Raw genomic sequence first — 21108 nt, forward strand, 5'->3', positions numbered from 1 at the left:
AAATTATACTAAATCGAAACGGTCAAGATTCATTACTTTTGTCCAAGCTGCAACAAAATCTTTAACAAATTTATCTTGAGAATCTTGGCATCCATAAACTTCAGCAATCGCACGAAGCTCTGAATTTGAACCGAAAATTAGGTCAACACGAGTACCTGTCCATTTAAGTTCACCAGTCATACGGTTGCGTCCTTCAAACACATCTTGATGAGCCGAAGTAGCTTTCCATGTTGTTGATAAATCAAGTAAATTTACAAAGAAATCATTCGTAAGTGTTTCTTTACGAGAAGTAAACACACCATATTCTGAATGATTATAATTGGCATTAAGTACACGTAAACCACCAACTAAAACCGTCATTTCAGGAGCTGTAAGCGTCATCAACTGAGCTTTATCGATCAGCATTTCTTCTGCCGTAGTTGTATAATGTTTCTTTTGATAGTTACGGAAACCATCAGCAATTGGCTCAAGCACAGCAAATGATTCTACATCAGTTTGCTCTTGAGAAGCATCTGTACGACCCGCTGCAAAAGGAACTGTGATTTCATGACCTGCATTTTTGGCAGCTTGCTCAACACCCGCACAACCAGCAAGTACAATTAAATCAGCGATAGACACTCTTTTAGCACCTAATTGAATGCTATTGAATTCTTCTTGAATACTTGTAAGTGTATCAAGTACTTTTGAAAGTTGGGTTGGATTATTTACTTCCCAATACTTTTGTGGCGATAAACGTAAACGACCACCATTTGCACCTCCACGTTTGTCTGAACCACGGAATGTTGAAGCAGAAGCCCATGCAGTCGAAACCAACTCAGATATTGATAAACCTGATGCTAAGATATTTGCTTTCAATGCTGCAATGTCATTTTCATCGATAAGTTCATAACTTACTGCTGGAACAGGGTCTTGCCAAATGAGTTCTTCAGTAGGCACTTCTGGTCCAAGATATAATGATTTTGGCCCCATATCACGGTGAGTCAATTTAAACCAAGCACGAGCAAAAGCATCAGCAAATTGGTCAGGGTTTTCAAAGAAACGTCTTGATATTTTCTCATAAGCAGGGTCCATTCGTAACGCAAGGTCAGTTGTAAACATGATTGGAGCGAAGCTTTTAGCAGGATTGTGAGCATCAGGCACTGTTCCTGCACCTGCTCCACCTTTTGGAATCCATTGGTGAGCTCCCGCTGGACTTTTAGTCAATTCCCATTCAAAACCGAATAAGTTATTGAAGTAATTATTGCTCCATTGAGTTGGAGTTTGTGTCCATGCACCTTCCAAGCCACTGGTAATTGTATATTCACCATTACCCGTACCATAAGTATTTTTCCAGCCCATGCTTTGCTCAGCAATATCAGCTGCTGCTGGTTCTGGTCCAACATATTGGCTTGGGTCAGCTGCACCGTGAGCTTTTCCGAAAGTGTGTCCACCAGCAATCAATGCCACTGTTTCTTCATCATTCATAGCCATACGGCCAAAAGTATCACGTATGTCACGTGCAGCAGCAATTGGGTTTGGATTTCCGTTAGGGCCTTCTGGATTTACATAAATAAGTCCCATCTGAACTGCCGCAAGAGGATTTTCTAATTCACGATCTCCAGAATATCTCTTATCTTCCAGCCATTTCCCTTCAGATCCCCAATAAATATCTTCTTCTGGCTCCCAGACATCTACACGTCCGCCACCAAAACCGAAAGTTTTAAAGCCCATTGATTCTAAAGCACAATTTCCAGCTAAAATCATCAAGTCGGCCCAAGAGATTTTTCTACCATATTTTTGTTTAATTGGCCAAAGCAATAAACGTGCTTTATCAAGATTGCCATTATCAGGCCAGCTATTTAACGGTGCAAAGCGTTGAGTACCTGCCCCAGCTCCGCCACGACCATCAGCAATACGGTAAGTACCTGCACTGTGCCACGCCATACGAATAAAAAATGGCCCATAATGACCATAATCAGCAGGCCACCATTCTTGCGAGGTAGTCATCAGGTCATATATTTCTTTTTTCAACACATCTAAATCAAGCGAGTTAAACTCTTTTGCATAGTCAAAATCTTCACCCATTGGGTTTGATAATGTCGAATGTTGACGAAGAATATTGAGTCTTAGTTGGTTTGGCCACCAATCCTGATTTCTTGTTCCACCACCTGCACTTTGAGTGACTGGGGCTCCTGCTCCATGATGGAATGGGCATTTTGCTTCTCCGCCATTAGATGTATGATTTTCCATTGTCTGTGATTATTTATAAGTTAATTTATGAATGATAAAATATATTTTTTCTCTCTATTAAAGCAAATTCTGAAACTAATAGTATGAAGTTCTATTGTTTGTGACTCAAAATTACAACACAATAGGTAATAAATCAAATTGATTATTTTTATAATAATATAGTTTTCATCTATAAAACAAAAAAAGTAAAAGTTTTGATATTGATAAGAAGGAAGACGATTCTATTGAAGAATTACTATGCCATTGAAGAAATTAAAATATACTAATTTTAAGCATTTAAAAATAATGACTATTATCAAGATTAATATCTAAAGGCATCAAAACAACAACCCCAACGATAATTATCGTTGGGGTTGCTAATATTACCTACAGAATGATAAAGTAGTATATAAATAAAATGAAAAACATCAAATCATTCTTTTGGGAAACTATGATATGACTTCAAAAAGTCTTCTTTGCGGCGTCGGGATAAATTTACATTATACTGTTCGTCTAATTTCACCATTAGCCCTTCATGAATCTGATAACCGACTACGTGTTTTAGATTAACCATAAATGATTTGTGAGTACGAAAAAAATCGAATGGAATAAAACGTTTTTCAAGTTCTTTCAAGGTTTTCGATACTATGAGTGTTTCTCCTCCTTGTAAAAAAACTTCTGTATAATTTACATCAGCTTTGAGGAAAAGAACATCGGCTGGATTCACTTTTTTCTTTCCAGTCAAACGTATTGTTGAGGTGCGGATGGGTAATTGTAATTTCATGATTAAAGAGTGTAATTTGAAATAAATACCATTTATTTGTATGACACCTATTTCATAAAAAAGGTTGTAAGGGATTTGTAAAAAATAAAGTGTCTTATCAGACAGTAAAATGTCGTTTTCAAGAAAAACAAAACATATATAACTGATAATAAGACACTTATCATAAAAACACTAAATATAACTCAAAAATTAATTTTATCTAACGGTTATCACGATTAACAGTTGTATCTCTTTTAATTAGCTCTACTGGTGGCAGTCTTTGGTTTTCTTCAGGTGCTCCCAATGAATCTACCGATGAGGCAGTCGAATCCGATATTGCTACTTCTCCGCCAATAGAAACACAACCTTGATAATCTTTCGTAATCTTCATCCCAGGTTTCGGAAATGCTCCTGGACTGTAACCAAGTTTTTTATCGGTATAAACACTTTGCATAAATTTGCCAAAAATAGGCATTGCCGACCTCGATCCTTCACCCATACGTGTACGGAAGTGAATACTGCGGTCGTCGCCACCTACCCAAACTCCACAAATCAAATCTTTCGTAAAGCCTATGTACCAAGAATCAGAATAGTTGGAAGTCGTACCTGTTTTACCAGCCGCTTGTCCGCCATTACCAAATAATGCACTGCAATATTCAAATAAGCCTTGTGATGTTCCGCCAGGCTCCTCTACCCCGCCACGAAGCATGTATTGCATCAAATATGCCGACTCTGGTTTGATGGCATCACGTTTTTTTGTTTCAAATTCAAACAGTACTTTGCCTTTTGCATCTTCAATCTTAAATACCAACATAGGGTCAGTGTATTGTCCTTCGTTCAGAAATACTCCGTAAGCTGCCACCATTTCGTAAAGTGAAACATCCGAGGTTCCGATTCCAAGCGAAAGTACTGGCTCAAGTGGAGCAGTTATGCCAAGTTTACGAGCGTAGTCAATAATACCACTTGGTTTAACTTCGTCAGATAATTGAGCTGCCACGGAGTTTACCGAGCGAGCAATAGCTCTACGTAAAGTCATATTTGAGTATGAAAATACCCCATCGGCATTCTTCGGCTCCCAAGTTTTAGGTTCACCATTTTCAATCCATTCTTTCTTGAAAGGCTTGTCTTCACGGCGGTCGCAAGGAGAAAGATTCAGCGGGCCATCAATGGCTGCTGTATAAAGAATCGGCTTGAAGGTCGAACCTGGCTGGCGGCGGCCTTGCTTTACATGATCATATTTAAAATAATCATAGTTAATGCCTCCAACCCACGCTTTAATGAAACCCGTGTATGGGTCCATTGCCATCATACCTGTTTGTAAAAATCTTTTATAATAATCAATTGAGTCAACTGGACTCAACATTAATTCTTTTTCACCTTCCCAGCTGAAAACCTTAATTGGTTTCTTTTTTTCGTACATGTAATAACGCACTGAATCTGGACTATTCTTATATTTCTTCACCAAACGTTTATAAATTGGTGTTCGTTTGGCAACTGTATCCAAAAATCCTGGAATTTCTTGTCCGTTTTCGTACGTCCAAGGGTTTCTGCCTTTCCATTCTTGGTCAAAAACTTTTTGTAAACGCTTCATATGGCTCGAAACTGCGGTTTCGGCATGAGTTTGCATTCTTGAATCAATAGTTGTATAAATTTTTAACCCATCACGATACAAATCAATGTCAATTTCATTACTTTTTGCCCAGTTTTCTACAAAACGAGATAATGCTACTTTGAAATAACTTCCCTGACCGTCATACGAATCTTCTAAGTTAATATCAAGTTTTATTTCAGTTTCGCATAGTTTGTCAGCCTCTGTTCGGCTCAAAACGCCATTATTGGCCATGAGTTGTAAAACTGTATTTCGACGTTTCAAAGCATTCTTTGGATTACGAATTGGATTATATAGCGTTGTACCCTTTTGTAGACCAACTAAAATAGCTGCTTCTTCGGGTTGTAATGCAATAGGTTCTTTATTAAAATAGGTCTTTGAAGCAGTACGGATTCCGTAGGCATTATTGCCATAATCTACCGTATTCAAATACATTGTCAAGATTTCACCCTTCGTAAAGTTTCTTTCCAGACGAATGGCAGTAAGCCATTCTTTGGTTTTATAGACCAAGGTTTTCACTAAAGGCACATAATAAAGTAGCCCTTTCATTTCACTTCTACGTGTGTTGTATAAGTTTTTGGCTAATTGTTGCGAAACAGTACTTCCACCTCCACGCTCTCCACCACCAGTCAAAATACCAATTGCTACCCCACCCATCGACTGTAAGTCAATGCCTGAATGTTCGTAAAAACGTTTATCTTCGGTAGCTATGAGTGCCTTAAATAACCAGGGAGACATTTGAGCCGAGTCAATAGTTTTACGGTTTTCGGTAAAGAATTTGCCGATTTCCACGCCATCTGCAGTAAAAATAGTAGAGGATTGTGAGATCTTAGGGTTTGTAAGCTGCTCAATACTTGGCATTCGACCGCACAACCATAGAAAATTGGTTTCAATACAAAATACGTAAATTAAACCCGCTACGATAGCTCGTAAAGTGTATTTGTAAACTTTTGAAATTACAGGGTAATATCCGCCATCGGTATCAAATCTTGATGTAAAATAACTTCTGGCATCATCCAGCTTACGATAATACTTCGTAAACACTCTTTCTACCTTTTCTTCGCCAAAGATTACACATAAAAGACGATAAATTTTGTCAAGAATCCACCATCTTCCCGCACTAACTTTAGAAACGATGTTTGACCAAATTCGCTGAATAGCCGCCAAAATATTTTTTAAATTTTCTATCATAGGGTGAGTATGTAATATTTTTTACAAAAGTAGGGTATTGTGGGCTTACCTACCAAACCGACGTTAATTTTTTAACTAAATACAAAGAAACACGAAAGTTTTGAAAAATGCTTTTACAAGTAAATGATTCTGCTGGAAATTATCAAAATTTAACGATAATACTTCAAAGCATTATAAATTTCTAAACTTCTGATTTCTTTATGACCTAAATTTGCGTTTTATACCTTTTATTTGAGAAAAAATCCACTTGTATATATTTTTTTTTAATATCTGACGAGCTACCTATATTTGAGTCACTAAACCAAACATAAACCAACCGTGAATAATATCTTAGAAGTTCACAATGTTGTGAAACGCTATTCGCAACACACTGCCCTCAACGACGTAAGCATCAATATTCCGAAAGGAGTAATTTTTGGCCTTCTCGGCCCAAATGGTGCAGGAAAAACATCACTCATTCGTATCATCAATCAGATTACTGGCCCCGACGAAGGCTATGTACTTTTTGATGGTCAGAAGCTAAGCCCTCAGCACATCAGAGAAATTGGGTATCTACCCGAAGAGCGTGGACTTTACAAAAAAATGAAAGTCGGCGAGCAATTACTCTATTTGGCTCAACTCAAAGGGCTTTCTGAAAAACAGGCTCTCGAAAAACTCAAGGAATGGTTCATCAAATTTGATATTAAAACTTGGTGGACAAAGAATGTCGAAGACCTCTCGAAAGGTATGCAACAAAAAATTCAATTTGTGGCAACGGTCTTGCACGAGCCTCAATTGATTATTCTGGATGAGCCATTTTCGGGCTTTGACCCTATCAATGCAGATTTGATTAAAAATGAAATCTTAGAATTGAAAGAAAAAGGTTCAACAATCATTTTCTCAACCCACCGAATGGAATCGGTTGAAGAACTCTGCGACCACATTGCACTCATTAACAAATCTCAGAAAGTACTTGATGGCGAGAAAAACGAAATCAAAGAGCGTTTCAAAACACACACTTACCAAGCTAAATATTTGGGAAATTTGGTGGCTGATAACGAAAACTTCGAGATTATAAACACACAAAACATTGCTGATAACTACGTTACATCGACAATAAAGTTAAACCCAAATGTACCTGTTAATCAACTTATTAGGTTACTGATTGACCAAGTTGAGTTGCGTTCGTTCGGAGAGAATATTCCGACGATGAACGATATTTTCAAAATGGTTGTCAATGAAACTATTGATTAATTGTAGGACAAATTTAATCGGATGGGTTACAAACCCTACAAATAAAAAACTAAACACATGAAAAATATACTACTCATATTACGCAGAGAATATTTGGTCAGAATCAAGAAAAAGTCTTTCTGGGTAATGACCCTTTTGATGCCATTGCTCGTTTCAGGTTTTTATGCCTTATTGTTTTGGGGCGTTTTCAATTCTCGTGAAATTCAGCGAGTTTCAATCCTCGATGAAAGTGGTTCATTCACACAAAAATTTAAAGATTCTGAAAAAGTTAAGTTTGAATACTTGAATCTACCGATTGATTCTGCCTTAAATCGCCTCAATCAAAAACGGACCGACATAGTGGCGGTTATTCCAAAAGACATCATCGAAGAGCCGAGTGGTTTAAAAATTTTTACGGGTAAGGGTGTTGGTTTTGAGATTCAAGCCAAAATCGAACGAATCATTCAAAATGAAATCCGTAATGTAAAATTATCAAGGGCGGGTATCGACCAAAAAGTTTTGGATGAAGCAGATGTGGATGTTTCATCGAAAGTAGTGGTAGTGAGCAAAGAAGGCGAGCAAAAAGAACAAAACACTTTGGCCTCAACTGTTTTGGGTTTTATCACAGTAATTCTGATGTTTTCGACCGTAATTGGCTTCGGAATGCAAGTAATGCGTGGTGTAATTGAAGAAAAGACTAACCGTATTATCGAAGTAATAATTTCTTCAGTAAAGCCATTTCAATTAATGATGGGGAAAATTTTGGGCGTTGGCTTAGTTGGCCTTACGCAATTTACGCTCTGGATTGCCCTGACTTTTGTACTGACAACTGTCAGTTCTTCCATGCTGCCGTCTCAACAGATTGCAAAAGCCGCACAAGAACAAATGTCGGAAATGCCACAAAAAGATAAAGATAAAATTGCTAAGAAAATAGAGCAAACACCATCTGATGCAAGCAAAGTGATGAAGTTTATAGAAAGTGCCAAAAACCTTAATATTCCACTCATTATTGGTTGTTTTTTGTTCTATTTCTTGTTTGGCTATTTGTTTTACGCCTCGGTTTATGGGGCAATCGGCTCGGCAGTTGATAACGAAACCGATACCCAGCAATTTATGTTTCCGATTATGTTACCGCTACTGGCTGGCTACTTAATTGGCCTTATGACTGCTGGACAAACCGATAATAAGCTTTTGTTTTGGGCGTCTATGATTCCTTTTACTTCGCCAATTACGATGATGTCACGCCTACCATTTGGCGTTGAACCGTGGGAATTGATTTTATCAATGTCTTTACTCGTAATCAGCACTTTCGGAATGGTATGGATTGCGGCAAAAATTTACCGTGTTGGTATCTTGATGTACGGCAAAAAACCAACCTTCAAAGAGATTGGAAAATGGTTATTTTATAAAGGGTAAGCTTCAAACAAACGAGAGCCACATTTAATGAAAATGTGGCTCTCGTTTGTTTAATTAATATCCTCTTAGCCAAGCATATTCATGTAACTTATTCCAAAGCAAACGCTATTGGCATCGTAAAATAGGTATTTACTGGAACTCCATTTTGCTTCCCAGGAATCCATTTAGGCATCATTGCTATTACTCTCATGGCTTCTTCGTCACATCCATAGCCAATACCTTGCAAAATTGTCAGATCAGAAATAGAGCCATCTTTGCGAACAACAAATTTTATAAATACTTTCCCCTTAATATTATTTCGTTGTGCCTCTTTAGGATATTTCAGTTTTTTTCCAATAAAATCATACATTGCTTTTACTCCTCCAGGATAAGCAGGGGAATCAGAAACCGTAGTATAAACTTCATCGCTCGTTGATTTTTCCTTTCCAGTCTCAAATTCTATCCTAATATTTTTCTTTGTTTTTATCAAAACTACTCCGTTTTTACCTTTTTCTCCATAAATGACTGTTGCCGAAGCATTTCTAAGCACATCAACACTTTCTATATCTTCTGGTCTTATACTCGACATTTCGTCTTTACTTATTACTTTTCCATCAATAACAAATAATGGTTCTCCGTTAACAAAGTTTACATTAGGCTGACTAAAAATACTTACTCCCTTTTCCGAAATTGTAGGTTTCTCCAAAATTCTGATAGTCATACTTTTCTCAATCGTATTTACAGAAATCTCTTCTTTTATCGAACCACTTTGCAAAAGAGGTTTCAATCTTTCTGTTTCTTTATTGATTGATTCTTTATCAGTAAAAGTTCTAATATCTCCTTTTTCGATTACAATCAATTTCTCCCACGGAAAATCAACTTTTGCAATATCTTGTTTCCATTCTTCTAATACAAAACTTACTGGCATGGTAAAATAGACACTCACTGGTTTACCATTTTGTTTACCAGGATTCCATTTTGGCATTGAGCCAAGCACTCTGACGGTTTCTTCGTCACAACCAAAGCCAATTCCTTTTAAGATTTGTAAATCCGAAACACTTCCATCTTTTCTTACAACAAACTTCACAAATACTTTTCCCTGAACATGGGCTCGGCGGGCAGGCTCAGGATAACGAAGGTTTCTTGCAATAAATTGATACATGGCTTTTAGACCATCGGGAAACGATGGATGTTCCTCCACAGTCGTAAAAATTTCCTCGCTCTCATAATTGATAGTTGGTTTATATCCCGCTACAACCACTTCGTGTAAGCCAATAGGAGTGCCATCATTCTTCGATTTTAACTTCACATCAATAACTTTCTTGTCAGTTACAGGCACGGTTGAACTCTCGAAACCTACAAATGTAAAAATCAATTCATCGGCAGGTGTGGCATTTATCGTGTAATTCCCATCTACATCGGTTGTTGTACCTCTATTCTTATCTTTTACCGTTATCATTACTCCCGCCAAAGGTTTACCATCTTCAGCAGCAGTTACTTTACCTTTTACGGGAGTTTCTTTGTCAGCTAAAATTTCCTTAATTGGCAAAATCGACAATTCCGTAATTGGCATTTCGGCGGTTGTTTCTACAATTTTTTCTACTTTCTTGATGTCCTTATTTTTGGCGATACTTGCCGAGGCTATCACGAGCATCAAAGCAAAAAGTGGTGCGGTAAAACCGTATTTCAATAAAGCAATTTTACGAGAGCGTGGCTTATGTAACATTTCGATTCGTCGTTTTAAAGTTGATTTATCAATAAATTGATTAGTAAGTTGGTGTGGATTTAGCCCAAATTGCTGCGAGAAAAGCAACATTGCGTAGTCGGCCTTCGAGGCTTCGAGCTTACTCGCAATATCATCGGCAATAAATTCGTGGATATGTTTTACTGATTTTTTATAGAAATACACCACAGGATTAAACCAACAAAGCACCGCAATGACTTCAAACAAGATTACATCGGCCGAATGTAATTGCTTGATATGCACGTATTCGTGTTCCATCACCACTTCGTGTTTTTGGAGGTCTTTGTCAACAAATACATAATTAAAGAAAGAAAAACCCGCCCCCAATTTTGAATAATCTTCGGTATTTTCTAATATTTTCTTTAATTGTAAGAAATTGAATATCAGCTTAATAGAAAGAAAAAACGTACAGACTATATAAAAGACTTTCAATAAATCATACCAAGTAAAAGGGTTTTCGGTACTGGCTTTTGCTCCAAAAACGGCTGGACTTAGCACTGTATAAAAAACTTCATTGACTTGTTGCGTAATAAAAAACGACTGAATATAATCGGAGTACCAAAACGGAATTCCGAAACTCAGCACCGCCGAACCCACCAAATAGATTCGGTTGAGGTTATAAAAGGTTTCGTTTGCTAACAAGAAGCGATAAAAGCCATAAAACAGCACCAAGTATAGATTTACTTGAATGAGATAGTGTAAGAAAGTCATATCCCAAACCCTCGGCGGGTCGTTTAAATTTTATTTTGTTTGTTTATCATTCCCCAATTTTCATCATAAACTTGACGAATTATGATGACTTTGAAAGTGATTTAATTTTTCAAAGACTCTACTAAAACTTTAATATTACTAATGACTGATTTAGGGTCATCTCTTTGAATATAATGGCCTGAATTAGTAAGATAAATAAGAGTTCCGCCTCTATTTGATGAATAAATTAGTTTTTTCCATCGCTCCATATTCGAGTTATTCTTAATATGAAAAAAGGCTTCCTGGTCAAAATCTTTGCTTCTTCTTTCAATCGGAACTTCAAATTTTCCCCCAACAAAAAAATAAATTGGCACACTGGGCAATGGCAACTTAGCGATTTCGGCAAAATCGGTTCGTCTCAACTCATTCAAAACTTGGGCTTCACTCCAAGGGCCAAAATTCAAGGAATCAACTTTTGAATTTTGTTGATACAGCCTACTGTATAACATTTCGTCGATTTTCTTTTCGGGCACATCCATTTTTCTAAAAATATCATTCCAATCATTCTTAGTTTCGGTAAAATCTGCTGGGTCTATAAACACTAAACCTGCTATTTCATTTGGATAAAACCCTGCATAGCTTCTAATATATAAACCACCTAAAGAATGACCAACCAAAATATAAGGTGGCGGAACATCAAGTGTTTGCAAAATTGCTTTCAGATTTTCGGCCACAACTTTTACCGTTGGCATCTGAAATACTTTTTCAGATTTTCCTACACTTGCTCTATCGTAAGCCAAAACAGGACTAAATTTTGAAATTTGTTCGATGACCGTATTCCAATTGCCGAGGTCAACTCCCATTCCATTTTCAAAAATAATAGCGGGTGTATTTGGTTTACGATTTTCAAAACCCTTTAAGTAAACATTGAAATTGTGTCCATTTGCCTTTACAAGTTTCTCTTGTGATAACGAAATAAAAGAAATGAACACAAAAATGAATACCCATGGGTTTTTAAAGCAAAACTTGTTGTAAGCAATCATTTATTTCGTTTTTTTTCCTTTTTCTAAGGCAAACATCACTGGTAAAACCATTGATGAACGCACTACTTTACCTCCGATTTGAGCAGCATTCCATTTTGGCATCAAGCTTACTACTCGCATCACTTCTTCATCGCAACCAAAGCCAATACCTTTTACGATTTCTGGCGAACTGATAGTACCATCTTTTTCGATAATCATTTTCACAAATACTTTCCCAGATACATTAGCTCTGGCTGCTGGCTTCGGATATTTAAGGTTTTTGCCAATAAAATTAAACATTTCGGTCATTCCGCCTTGATATTCGGCAGTCACGTCTGTTTTTTCGTAAACAGGTTCATTGGTTTGAGCATTGACAGAAAAAATTCCGATTAAAACAAAAGAAAGGGTAATGAATAGCTTTTTCATAAAATCATAATTAGTTAGAAATAAATGTTTGCGGGTTTGAAAATTCAATCAAGATTACTTTTTAATAGTTGTTTGTGGCTTCAGAGCATCATCACCTCTTCTAATGTCTTTTGCTACTATGAAATATCCCATAACAACCAAAAGCGGGACGATTAGCAAGTATTTTGTCTTTGTCCATGCGGGGCTACGTTCTTTCATAATCATCATGATTCGTTCTTTCAGTAGTGAATCGTTGAAAAAATTATTACTCAATGAACTGGCATTGGCCTTAAAATTATACGCAAACAAAAATTCTGCATAACTTACTTTTTCTTCTTCAGTTACTATGCCATCGGCAATAAATTCATGTATTTGGCGAAGCGATTGTTTATAAGAACCAATCAAAGGATTAAACCAACAGAATATCTGCACAAATTCAAGCAAAAGCACATCGAAACTGTGCCACTGACCGATGTGAACTTCTTCGTGATCGGTAATCATTGAGCGGTTATAGTAGAGGTCGTCTCGGTTGAGTATCAGAAAATTAAAGAATGAGTAAGACGAAACTGTGCCTTCGCTCCGCAAAAGCCAATAATTTCTACCTTCACGGGTTTCGTCCTCGCCGAGTGGGTCACCGTTAATTAGTAAATTATAAATCTTAACAAAAGCAAAAACTACCTTTGCCAGTATCAATGCTGCTCCTGTCAAATAGACAACCGCCATTAAGTCAATCCAATTAAAATTAGCAAAAATTGGCGTATAAAAACTACTTTTTATTGACTCAGTTGAGATTTCATTGAGTGTAAGTGGTAATGAACTCTCAAAATCATAATTATGCTTGACTTTTATTAATGGAAGGCATAATGATAATAAAATTGAACCTATTAAATAGAAGCGATTCGCCACAAAAAAGGTATTTCTACGCAAAAACACCCAATAAAATCCGTAGAAAATAACCAAACATAAGTTAGTTTTTAGCAAATAGATGAGTATATCCATAGATAGTACCCCCGCCCCTAAAGAGAGGGATTTAGTTTTAGGGTTGTGCAAACTCTACTTAGGGATTAGAGTTTTTCATTTTATCAATCATTCGTAAAATCTCATCGGCTTCTTTCATGTCGATTTTCTTCTCTCGCACAAAAAACGAAAACATTTCTTCGACCGAATTTTCAAAATAACTTTCCATCAACTTGCCAGTTGCAAAAGATTTGTATTGCTCTTTGCTCACCAACGAATAATACTGATGCGTTTTGCCATAGGCTTTATGACCCACAAAACCTTTTTGTTCCAAAATCCTTACGATAGTCGAAACCGTGTTATAAGCTGGTTTGGGTTCTGGGAAATATTCTAAAATATCTTTCACAAATGTTGGCTCAATCTCCCACAAAATCTGCATTACTTCTTCTTCGGCACGGGTTAAATCTCTTAATTCCATTTTCTTGGTTGTTAATTCTGATTCAAATATATAACTAATTTTTTAGTTTCAAAACTATTTTTATAGTTTTTTTTTCCAACGCACATTTTTAACTTGTATTTAGACGAAAAAAAACGTGATAGATTCGAGAATTTCGAGTCTATCACGTTGCGAGGATTTTGTTTGAATTTTATCCTAAAACCTTTTTTTCAACAGAAAATCTTAGTTTTTTGCACCTTCTGGTGGTTTTGGAGCACCTTCTGGACGCTGGCGTGGACCTTGCGGACGTGGGCCATCGTGTGGTGGTTCTTTCATTTCGTTGTGGCATGAAATACAACCCATCGTTACAGGTTGGCGGAAACCTTTCATTTGTGAAAGCAAATCACGATTAAGGCGGTCGTTCATCACAATCATTTCACGAGTACGTAAGTGGTTACGACTTTTTTCGGAAGCCCAGTTGGTTGTTTCGTGGCAAAACTTACAGGTTACGCCCAAAGCGTGACCCCAATTATTCATAATGCTCAATACTTGTTCTACCGATTTTCCTTTCAGCGATTTGATATTTTTGAAAACAGAATCGGCCACCATTGATTCTTTGCCTTTCAACGAATCTTTGAGTTTGGTCAGGTATTTTTCACGGTCGAGCATCATTGTATCTTTGGCCACTACTTTTGGAGAAGCTTGTGGTGCTTGTTCCGACATCGACATAAATGAGCTGACACCGATAAAAAGAAATAAAACGGGTAAAAGAAGTTTCATAGTTTTTGGTTGATTTTTTTGATTAAAACAAAAGAACAACGCAATATATATAAGTTCAAGGAAAATGAAAAATTGGTACCACAAAAAAAGCCCCACTAACAGCGGGGCATTTTAAACTTAGATTCTAAGCAAAATTAAAATCTATTCAACCTTAATACTTAATTTTTCACACTATACTATATCTTACACAAAAACAATAAAATTCTACATTCTCAATTCTTAATTAATAACAGGGCTTCCTGCCAAAATTTCTTCATCAGCAAAGTCAGCGTATTTTTCAAAATTATGTGCAAACATTTCAGCCAATTTAGTAGCTGTGGCATCATACGCCTCTTTATCAGCCCAAGTATTGCGTGGATTCAAAATATCAGAAACTACATACGGGCAATGCTCAGGAATCATCATTCCGAAAATCGGGTGCTTCGTATAAGAAACTTTATTCAAATCGCCATTCAATGCGGCCGTAATCATGGCTCTGGTGTTTGACAACTTCATACGATTACCCACTCCATAGCTACCGCCTGTCATTCCTGTATTTATCAACCACACACTCACTTTATTTTGGTGAATCTTTTCGCCCAAAAGTGCTGCATATTTTGTTGGGTGCAAAGGTAAAAATGCCGCTCCAAAACACGCCGAGAATGTGGCCTGTGGTTCTTTTACACCCATTTCGGTTCCTGCCACTTTCGATGTATAGCCCGAAATAAAATGATACATTGCCTGCCCAACCGTCAATTTCGAAATTGGAGGCAAAACCCCAAAAGCATCATAAGTCAAAAAGAAAATATTTTTCGGAATTCCACCCACCGAAGGCTCAACGGCATTCGGAATATAATGTATCGGATAGGCAGTACGAGTATTTTCTGTAACCGAATTATTGTGATAATCAACGGTGCGAGTACCTTCAATAAATCTGGTATTCTCTACAATCGAACCGTAACGAATGGCATCGAAAATTTCGGGTTCTTTTTCACGGCTCAAATCTATGACTTTGGCATAGCAGCCTCCTTCAAAATTAAATACGCTGGTTTCTGACCAACCGTGTTCGTCGTCGCCAATCAAACCACGATTTGGGTCAGCCGAAAGTGTTGTTTTACCAGTTCCCGACAATCCAAAGAAAATTGCGGTATCGCCTTGCTCTCCAATATTAGCCGAGCAGTGCATCGAAAGCACGTCGTTTTCTTGTGGTAATAAATAATTAAGTACCGCAAAAATCCCTTTTTTCATTTCGCCAGCATAACCCGTTCCACCGATGAGCAATATACGACGGCTCATATCTACTATCGTAAAGTTTGCCTGACGAGTACCATCAACGGCTGGGTCTGCTTCAAATTCGGGTACACAAATAATAGTAAAACTCGACTGAAAGTTGGTCAAATCATCCTGCGAAGGACGAATGAACATATTATTACAAAATAAATTATGCCACGCTTGAGTATTAATAATTTCGAGACTTAATCTATAATCCTTATTCGCTCCTGCAAACGCTTGACGTACATAAATTCGCTTATCTTCTAAGAAAACAAGCATTTTATTGAGTAAAGCATCAAATTTTTCGGGCGAAAACTTAAAATTCACATCTCCCCACCAAACGGTGTTTTCGGTTTTCTCGTCGCAGACCAAAAATTTATCTTTTGGTGAACGACCCGTAAATTTCCCTGTGTCGCACATCAAAGCCCCAGTGTCGGTCAAGACACCTTCGCCATTTTGTAGAGCAGCCTCTATCAATTCGGCTGGGCTTAGGTTATAATAAATTTGTTTGGCTTTAATGGCCAATTTTGTCGGGGCAGTTTCGGTTAAAAGCTCCATGAGTTTTGTTCAGTTATATTGATGAAGTGTAATGCTGCGACTAAATAACTCTTTTCTTACTTAGTTTTAAATGACTTTTATCATGTAAATACCTGATAATCAACAACTAAAGAGAAATCAGAAATGTAAAAGTAAATCATAGACCATTTCTTTTGCTCCTACATAAATCGGACTTCGTTGATGCAATTCATTGGGTTCAATATCCAAGATATTTTGATAACCGTCGGTTGATGTTGCCCCCGACTGTTCGGCCAAAAAAGCCAACGGATAACATTCATAAAGCAAACGTAACTTTCCTTTTGGATGTTTTTTGGAAGCTGGATAAAGATAAATTCCACCTTTGAGTAAATTTCTATGAAAATCTGCCACCAACGAGCCAATGTATCTTGAAGCGTATTCTCGCATTCGGCATTCTACAATATATGCCCTTGCTCCGCTCACAAAATCATTATAATTACCGTCATTCACCGAATAGATTATACCATTATTAGGACTTTTAATATCATTATGAGATAAAAAATACTCACCCAATGAATTTTCATACGTAAAGGCATTCACGCCTTGCCCAGTTGAATACACTAAAATTGTTGACGAACCATACAAAATATAGCCTGCTGCAACTTGGCTACGTCCACCTTGCATGAAATCTTCGAGTGTGGCACGTGTCCCTGCGGGCGTAACTCTTCGGTAAACCGAAAATATTGTTCCGATTGAAACATTAACATCAATATTCGATGAACCATCAAGTGGGTCAATTGCCACCACATATTTGCCTTCATCATTATCGGTGTAGATGATTTCGTCTTGCTCTTCCGTAATTATCGCACATACTTCTCCACCATTTTTCAAGGCTCTCAAGAAACGAATATCGGCCACCACATCGAGCTTTTGCTGCTCTTCTCCTTGTATATTTTGGTTACCAAAAGCTCCTGTTATATCTACCAAACCAGCCCTATTTATCTCTCGATTTATTATCTTTCCAGCAAGGGCAATATCACGCAAAAGTTGCGATAACTCACCTGATGCTAAAGGCATCGAACTCTGTTGACGTTTAATAAAACGATCAAGCGTGACGCCTACTGGCAGAGCTAAAGTTTCTTGTTTGGTCATGTCTTTATGGCTTAAAAGCGAATCGTTGCACAAATGTATATTGCAGAAAAATGCGAAACAAATATTTTTAGCGAAATTTCGCTTTATTTTTACATTTCTTTAATAAATACAATTTTTGAGCTAAATATTTATTAAAAAAGACAATTTTACATGGGTATTTTTCAGAAAAACTGACTATAAAATTGGCACTTAAAGCCAAAAAAATCAGCTTGCATACTATTTTTTTGAATAGAATTACATTTTTTAAAAATAACTGTCAAAAATACAATTATTAGAAATATTCAAAAACAAAAATATCAAAAACTGATTTTTGTCATAATTTTTTTCGGTATTGAAGCTTACTTTTGCCCAGTTTCTAAACAAATATTTATTTAAAAAATGGTCATTTTAGTTTTCTTTCTCTTGCATTGGTACTTCTCGATTCTGATGCAAACATTCTTCTTACACCGCTACGCATCGCACCAAATGTTTACGATGAATCCGTTTTGGGAGAAAGTATTTTATACACTTACATTCATTGCTCAAGGCTCGTCTTTTTTGAGTCCAAGAGCTTACGGCATTATGCATCGTTTGCACCATGCTCACGCTGATACCGAAGAAGACCCACACTCGCCAAGCTACTCGAAAGGAATTTTTGATATGATGTGGAAAACTCGCCAGATTTACAATAGAATTTTACATAACCAAGACTCGGTAGAAGCTAAATTTAAGAAAGGTGTACCCAATTGGAAGTTTATGGAATGGCTCGGTGATTTGTGGATTTCACGCATTGCTTGGGGTGTGCTTTATACTTTAGTTTATATCAAATTTGCTACTGCTTGGTGGATGTTTTTGTTATTACCAATTCACTTTCTGATGGGGCCAATTCATGGTGTAATCATCAATTGGTATGCTCACCGCTACGGATATACGAATTTTGAAGTTGATGATACGGCCAAAAATCTTTTACCACTTGATTTACTGATGATGGGCGAATCATATCATAATAATCACCACAAATATGGTGGTAGAGCCAACTTTGGTTTCAAATGGCATGAGTTCGACCCAACTTATCCACTTATCAAGTTGCTCGATGCCATGAAAATCATTAAGCTCAAACTAAATAACGATTTGAAGTACATGTAAGCAGTCAATGGTCTTTGCTTCTTTGTTCAACTGCTTTGTATATAAAACCACCTTAAAGGTGATTCGGTCAATGGCTGAATCACCTTTGTTTTTTGGGTAGAAATGAACTTATTTTTTGTTTCCTATCATATTTTTAAACATTTTGCCGTTAGTGAATGCAACAACATTTGCATTATTCAAGAAATAGGCATTACTTTTGACATACACTTTTTAAAATATTCTAACCAAATAAACTAAACCTTACATGCAAGAACGTAAATTCTTCGGACACCCAATGGGCCTTATGGTCTTATTCCTTACAGAAATGTGGGAACGCTTCTCTTATTATGGTATGCGTGCCATTCTGTTTTTATACTTAACCAAAGGAGCAAACGAAGGTGCTTTGGGACTTTCCGAAAAAACTGGCGGAGCAATCATGGGACTTTACATGGCATCAGTTTATTTACTCACTTTACCAGGTGGTTGGATTGCTGATAATATTTTAGGTCAGAAAAAAGCTATTTGGTACGGTGCATTGTGTATCATGGCAGGGCACTTAATTTTAGCGATTCCAGGCTCTCCTGAAGTTTTCTTTCTGGGATTAGCAACTGTGGCCATTGGAACAGGTTTATTGAAAGCAAATATCAGTTCAATCGTTGGCGAATTATATCCCGAAGGCGGTGCAAGGCGTGATGCTGCGTTCTCAATTTTTTACCTCGGTATAAATCTCGGAGCATTTCTTGGAATGTTTGTTGTGGGATATTTAGGAGAAAAAGTTGGCTGGCATTATGGTTTCGGAGCGGCGGCATTTGCGATGCTTTTTGGAGTAATCAACTTTAAAGTAAACGGTAAGCACCTTGATGGAGTTGGAAATCCACCCACTCAAAAATCTTCCAATACTTACTTATATGTAGTTATTACAGCCCTTGTGTTGGTTGGCGTTTTATTAATATCAGGCATCTTAGATAGTGTAGCACTTGCTCAATACATGAAATATGTAATTATTGCCATTACAATATTCTATTTTGCCTACATCGGCTTTATTGATTCTTCGCTTACAGTTATTGAACGTAAAAGAGTTGGAGTACTTTTCATATTATTTATTGGAATATCTATTTTCTGGTCGGGTTTTGAGCAAGCTTCTACAACACTAACAATCTTTGCTGACCGACACACTGAGCGTAGTTTCTTAGGTATGGAATTGCCTGCTTCTTGGCTACAAAATGCCAATTCGATGTTTATCCTTATCTTCTCTGCTCCGATGGGTGCTTTATGGATTTATTTAAATCGTAAAAATTTAAATCCGAGCGTGCCAATCAAATTTGGCTTAGGTTTAGTGCAAATGGGCTTAGGGTTCTTTGTCATGTATCTGGCAGCTCAAAGAGTACTTGATGGCTCAATGGCTGGTCTTGGCTGGCTTTTCTTTACTTATATGTTCCATACACTTGGTGAGCTTTGCATAAGTCCTGTTGGCTTGAGTTCATATACAAAACTTGCTCCTAAAAAATATTACAGTCAACTCATGGGCTTATGGTTTGTTGGAGCAGCTCTCGGCAATCTTATTGCAGGTTTGTTTGCAGGAAACTTTGACGAAAACAATGTAGCTGCCATGCCTGATTTATTTCATCAAGTATTTTTAATCGGAATGGTTTCTGGTTTAGTTTTAATAGTTTTATACAAACCAATAAAAAAATGGATGGGTGGCATCGAATAAAAACCTTTGCTATTTCCGATAAAAAACCTTTTTTTTGCTGAATAATTCTTGAAAGTCCAAGGTCGCTGGTCGATAATCCACAGTTATTAAAATAATACTATGGACGGTGATCTACCGACCGTGGACTAAAAAACCACCCATAAAAAATGGCAAAATTTAGTACGAGTTCAAAAACTGACATCTTTGTTCATATTGGCATAATCATTGCCTTATTTTTAGTGTTTTTCTTTAGCTTTTTCTTTATTTATCTCCCATGGAGTACCAATCATGGGCAGTCGATTACCGTTCCTGATTTGAAAGGTATGACTCTCGAAGAAATGGAAAAAGCCCTTGATGACCGTGATCTTGATTACGAAGTAAGCGACTGTACATTTGTGGCAGGAGCAAAACCACTTTCGATTCTGACGCAATACCCAAAATCGGGTTCGAGTGTAAAAGAAGGACGCAAAATCTATTTGACAATCGTGACTGCAACTGCTCCGATGGTAAAATTACCAGACGTGATTGGTCGCTCGGAGTCAAGTGCAAAAAATCAGTTATTATCGGCACAACTCGTGGCAGGAACAACCGAAATGATTCCAGCTTTAGAAGAGAATACGGTTCTAAAAATGAAGTTTAATGGACAAGAAGTAAAACCAGGGACACTCATACCAAAAGGATCAACGGTTGTATTTGTGGTAGGTGATGGTCTCGGCGACCAAATGGTAGAAATTCCAAACTTGGTAGGAATGGCGGCCGACGAAGCAGAAATATTGGTTTCGGGGCAAAACCTTGTTTTATCGAAGCGATATGTTGGGACAGTTGAAGGCTATGCTGATGGCACAGTTGTAAAGCAAAGACCAGCTTCCGAAGGTAATAAAATTCATATTGGCGACGTTATTGATGTAGAAATCGCTGGTGAGGCTCCGACTGAAGAACCAATCCAAAACAATAATTAACGTGTTAAAGAATCATTTAAT

General features: G+C 37.2%; 16 protein-coding genes. 5 read left to right on the forward strand and 11 right to left on the reverse strand.

Annotated elements, in window-relative coordinates; translation table 11 throughout:
• Nucleotides 1-3: 3 nt before the first annotated feature.
• The 3 genes from katG to ABR854_RS09535 form a co-directional block, all read right to left on the reverse strand.
• Nucleotides 4-2229: a catalase/peroxidase HPI gene (gene katG, locus ABR854_RS09525; RefSeq protein ID WP_350265173.1), complete on the reverse strand. Its 2226-nt coding sequence runs from the start codon at nucleotides 2227-2229 to the stop codon at nucleotides 4-6.
• A 412-nt stretch (nucleotides 2230-2641) separates the two neighbouring features.
• Nucleotides 2642-2992 (reverse strand): LytR/AlgR family response regulator transcription factor, encoded by a 351-nt coding sequence (locus tag ABR854_RS09530; protein WP_350265174.1) that lies wholly within the window; start codon nucleotides 2990-2992, stop codon nucleotides 2642-2644.
• A 199-nt stretch (nucleotides 2993-3191) separates the two neighbouring features.
• Entirely contained in the window at nucleotides 3192-5771 is a 2580-nt protein-coding gene (locus ABR854_RS09535) for a transglycosylase domain-containing protein (protein WP_350265175.1), read from the reverse strand.
• 318 nt (nucleotides 5772-6089) lie between these two features.
• Here ABR854_RS09535 and ABR854_RS09540 point away from each other — a divergent pair, with 318 nt between their 5' ends.
• On the forward strand, nucleotides 6090-7004 hold the full coding sequence (locus tag ABR854_RS09540) for an ABC transporter ATP-binding protein (protein WP_350265176.1): 915 nt from the start codon (nucleotides 6090-6092) through the stop codon (nucleotides 7002-7004).
• Nucleotides 7005-7061: 57 nt separating this feature from the next.
• Nucleotides 7062-8399 (forward strand): ABC transporter permease, encoded by a 1338-nt coding sequence (locus tag ABR854_RS09545; protein WP_350265177.1) that lies wholly within the window; start codon nucleotides 7062-7064, stop codon nucleotides 8397-8399.
• 88 nt (nucleotides 8400-8487) lie between these two features.
• On the opposite strand, the gene ABR854_RS09550 is transcribed toward ABR854_RS09545, so the two are convergent.
• The 8 genes from ABR854_RS09550 to fbp all read right to left on the reverse strand — a co-directional run bounded on the left by ABR854_RS09550 (nucleotide 8488) and on the right by fbp (nucleotide 17331).
• A complete protein-coding gene (locus ABR854_RS09550) occupies nucleotides 8488-10833 on the reverse strand; it encodes a TonB family protein (protein WP_350265178.1) in 2346 nt (781 codons plus the stop codon).
• A gap of 101 nt (nucleotides 10834-10934) precedes the next feature.
• Nucleotides 10935-11804: an alpha/beta fold hydrolase gene (locus ABR854_RS09555; RefSeq protein ID WP_350265179.1), complete on the reverse strand. Its 870-nt coding sequence runs from the start codon at nucleotides 11802-11804 to the stop codon at nucleotides 10935-10937.
• Nucleotides 11805-11855: 51 nt separating this feature from the next.
• Entirely contained in the window at nucleotides 11856-12260 is a 405-nt protein-coding gene (locus ABR854_RS09560) for an energy transducer TonB (protein WP_350265180.1), read from the reverse strand.
• 54 nt (nucleotides 12261-12314) lie between these two features.
• Nucleotides 12315-13238, reverse strand: a complete 924-nt coding sequence (locus ABR854_RS09565) for a M56 family metallopeptidase (RefSeq protein ID WP_350265181.1) — start codon at nucleotides 13236-13238, stop codon at nucleotides 12315-12317.
• A 58-nt stretch (nucleotides 13239-13296) separates the two neighbouring features.
• Nucleotides 13297-13674, reverse strand: coding sequence for a BlaI/MecI/CopY family transcriptional regulator (locus ABR854_RS09570; protein ID WP_350265182.1), 378 nt, complete (start codon nucleotides 13672-13674; stop codon nucleotides 13297-13299).
• A 201-nt stretch (nucleotides 13675-13875) separates the two neighbouring features.
• Nucleotides 13876-14412 (reverse strand): photosynthetic reaction center cytochrome c subunit family protein, encoded by a 537-nt coding sequence (locus ABR854_RS09575; RefSeq protein ID WP_350265183.1) that lies wholly within the window; start codon nucleotides 14410-14412, stop codon nucleotides 13876-13878.
• 219 nt (nucleotides 14413-14631) lie between these two features.
• The gene (pckA, locus tag ABR854_RS09580; protein ID WP_350265184.1) at nucleotides 14632-16221 is read right to left on the reverse strand and encodes a phosphoenolpyruvate carboxykinase (ATP); all 1590 of its coding nucleotides are present in this window, start codon (nucleotides 16219-16221) and stop codon (nucleotides 14632-14634) included.
• A 117-nt stretch (nucleotides 16222-16338) separates the two neighbouring features.
• Nucleotides 16339-17331 carry a class 1 fructose-bisphosphatase gene (gene fbp / locus ABR854_RS09585; protein WP_350265185.1) on the reverse strand — a complete coding sequence of 331 codons (993 nt, stop codon included), beginning with the start codon at nucleotides 17329-17331 and terminating at the stop codon, nucleotides 16339-16341.
• Between the two features lie 378 nt (nucleotides 17332-17709).
• Between fbp and ABR854_RS09590 the strand changes: the two genes are divergently transcribed.
• From ABR854_RS09590 to ABR854_RS09600, 3 genes are all read left to right on the forward strand, one after another.
• A complete protein-coding gene (locus tag ABR854_RS09590) occupies nucleotides 17710-18456 on the forward strand; it encodes an acyl-CoA desaturase (RefSeq protein ID WP_350265186.1) in 747 nt (248 codons plus the stop codon).
• Between the two features lie 244 nt (nucleotides 18457-18700).
• Entirely contained in the window at nucleotides 18701-20149 is a 1449-nt protein-coding gene (locus ABR854_RS09595; RefSeq protein WP_350265187.1) for a peptide MFS transporter, read from the forward strand.
• A 146-nt stretch (nucleotides 20150-20295) separates the two neighbouring features.
• A complete protein-coding gene (locus ABR854_RS09600) occupies nucleotides 20296-21087 on the forward strand; it encodes a PASTA domain-containing protein (protein WP_350265188.1) in 792 nt (263 codons plus the stop codon).
• Nucleotides 21088-21108: the final 21 nt, after the last annotated feature.

It is taken from the genome of Emticicia sp. W12TSBA100-4, assembly GCF_040253585.1.
Classification (GTDB): domain Bacteria; phylum Bacteroidota; class Bacteroidia; order Cytophagales; family Spirosomataceae; genus Emticicia.

What these genes read in the sequence shown, in the direction of transcription:
- katG (WP_350265173.1), bottom strand. Translation starts at nt 2,229, where the DNA reads ATGGAAAATCATACATCTAATGGCGGAGAAGCAAAATGCCCATTCCAT.
- ABR854_RS09530 (WP_350265174.1), bottom strand. Translation starts at nt 2,992, where the DNA reads ATGAAATTACAATTACCCATCCGCACCTCAACAATACGTTTGACTGGA.
- ABR854_RS09535 (WP_350265175.1), bottom strand. Translation starts at nt 5,771, where the DNA reads ATGATAGAAAATTTAAAAAATATTTTGGCGGCTATTCAGCGAATTTGG.
- ABR854_RS09545 (WP_350265177.1), top strand. Translation starts at nt 7,062, where the DNA reads ATGAAAAATATACTACTCATATTACGCAGAGAATATTTGGTCAGAATC.
- ABR854_RS09550 (WP_350265178.1), bottom strand. Translation starts at nt 10,833, where the DNA reads ATGACTTTCTTACACTATCTCATTCAAGTAAATCTATACTTGGTGCTG.
- ABR854_RS09560 (WP_350265180.1), bottom strand. Translation starts at nt 12,260, where the DNA reads ATGAAAAAGCTATTCATTACCCTTTCTTTTGTTTTAATCGGAATTTTT.
- ABR854_RS09565 (WP_350265181.1), bottom strand. Translation starts at nt 13,238, where the DNA reads ATGGATATACTCATCTATTTGCTAAAAACTAACTTATGTTTGGTTATT.
- ABR854_RS09570 (WP_350265182.1), bottom strand. Translation starts at nt 13,674, where the DNA reads ATGGAATTAAGAGATTTAACCCGTGCCGAAGAAGAAGTAATGCAGATT.
- ABR854_RS09575 (WP_350265183.1), bottom strand. Translation starts at nt 14,412, where the DNA reads ATGAAACTTCTTTTACCCGTTTTATTTCTTTTTATCGGTGTCAGCTCA.
- pckA (WP_350265184.1), bottom strand. Translation starts at nt 16,221, where the DNA reads ATGGAGCTTTTAACCGAAACTGCCCCGACAAAATTGGCCATTAAAGCC.
- fbp (WP_350265185.1), bottom strand. Translation starts at nt 17,331, where the DNA reads ATGACCAAACAAGAAACTTTAGCTCTGCCAGTAGGCGTCACGCTTGAT.
- ABR854_RS09590 (WP_350265186.1), top strand. Translation starts at nt 17,710, where the DNA reads ATGGTCATTTTAGTTTTCTTTCTCTTGCATTGGTACTTCTCGATTCTG.
- ABR854_RS09595 (WP_350265187.1), top strand. Translation starts at nt 18,701, where the DNA reads ATGCAAGAACGTAAATTCTTCGGACACCCAATGGGCCTTATGGTCTTA.
- ABR854_RS09600 (WP_350265188.1), top strand. Translation starts at nt 20,296, where the DNA reads ATGGCAAAATTTAGTACGAGTTCAAAAACTGACATCTTTGTTCATATT.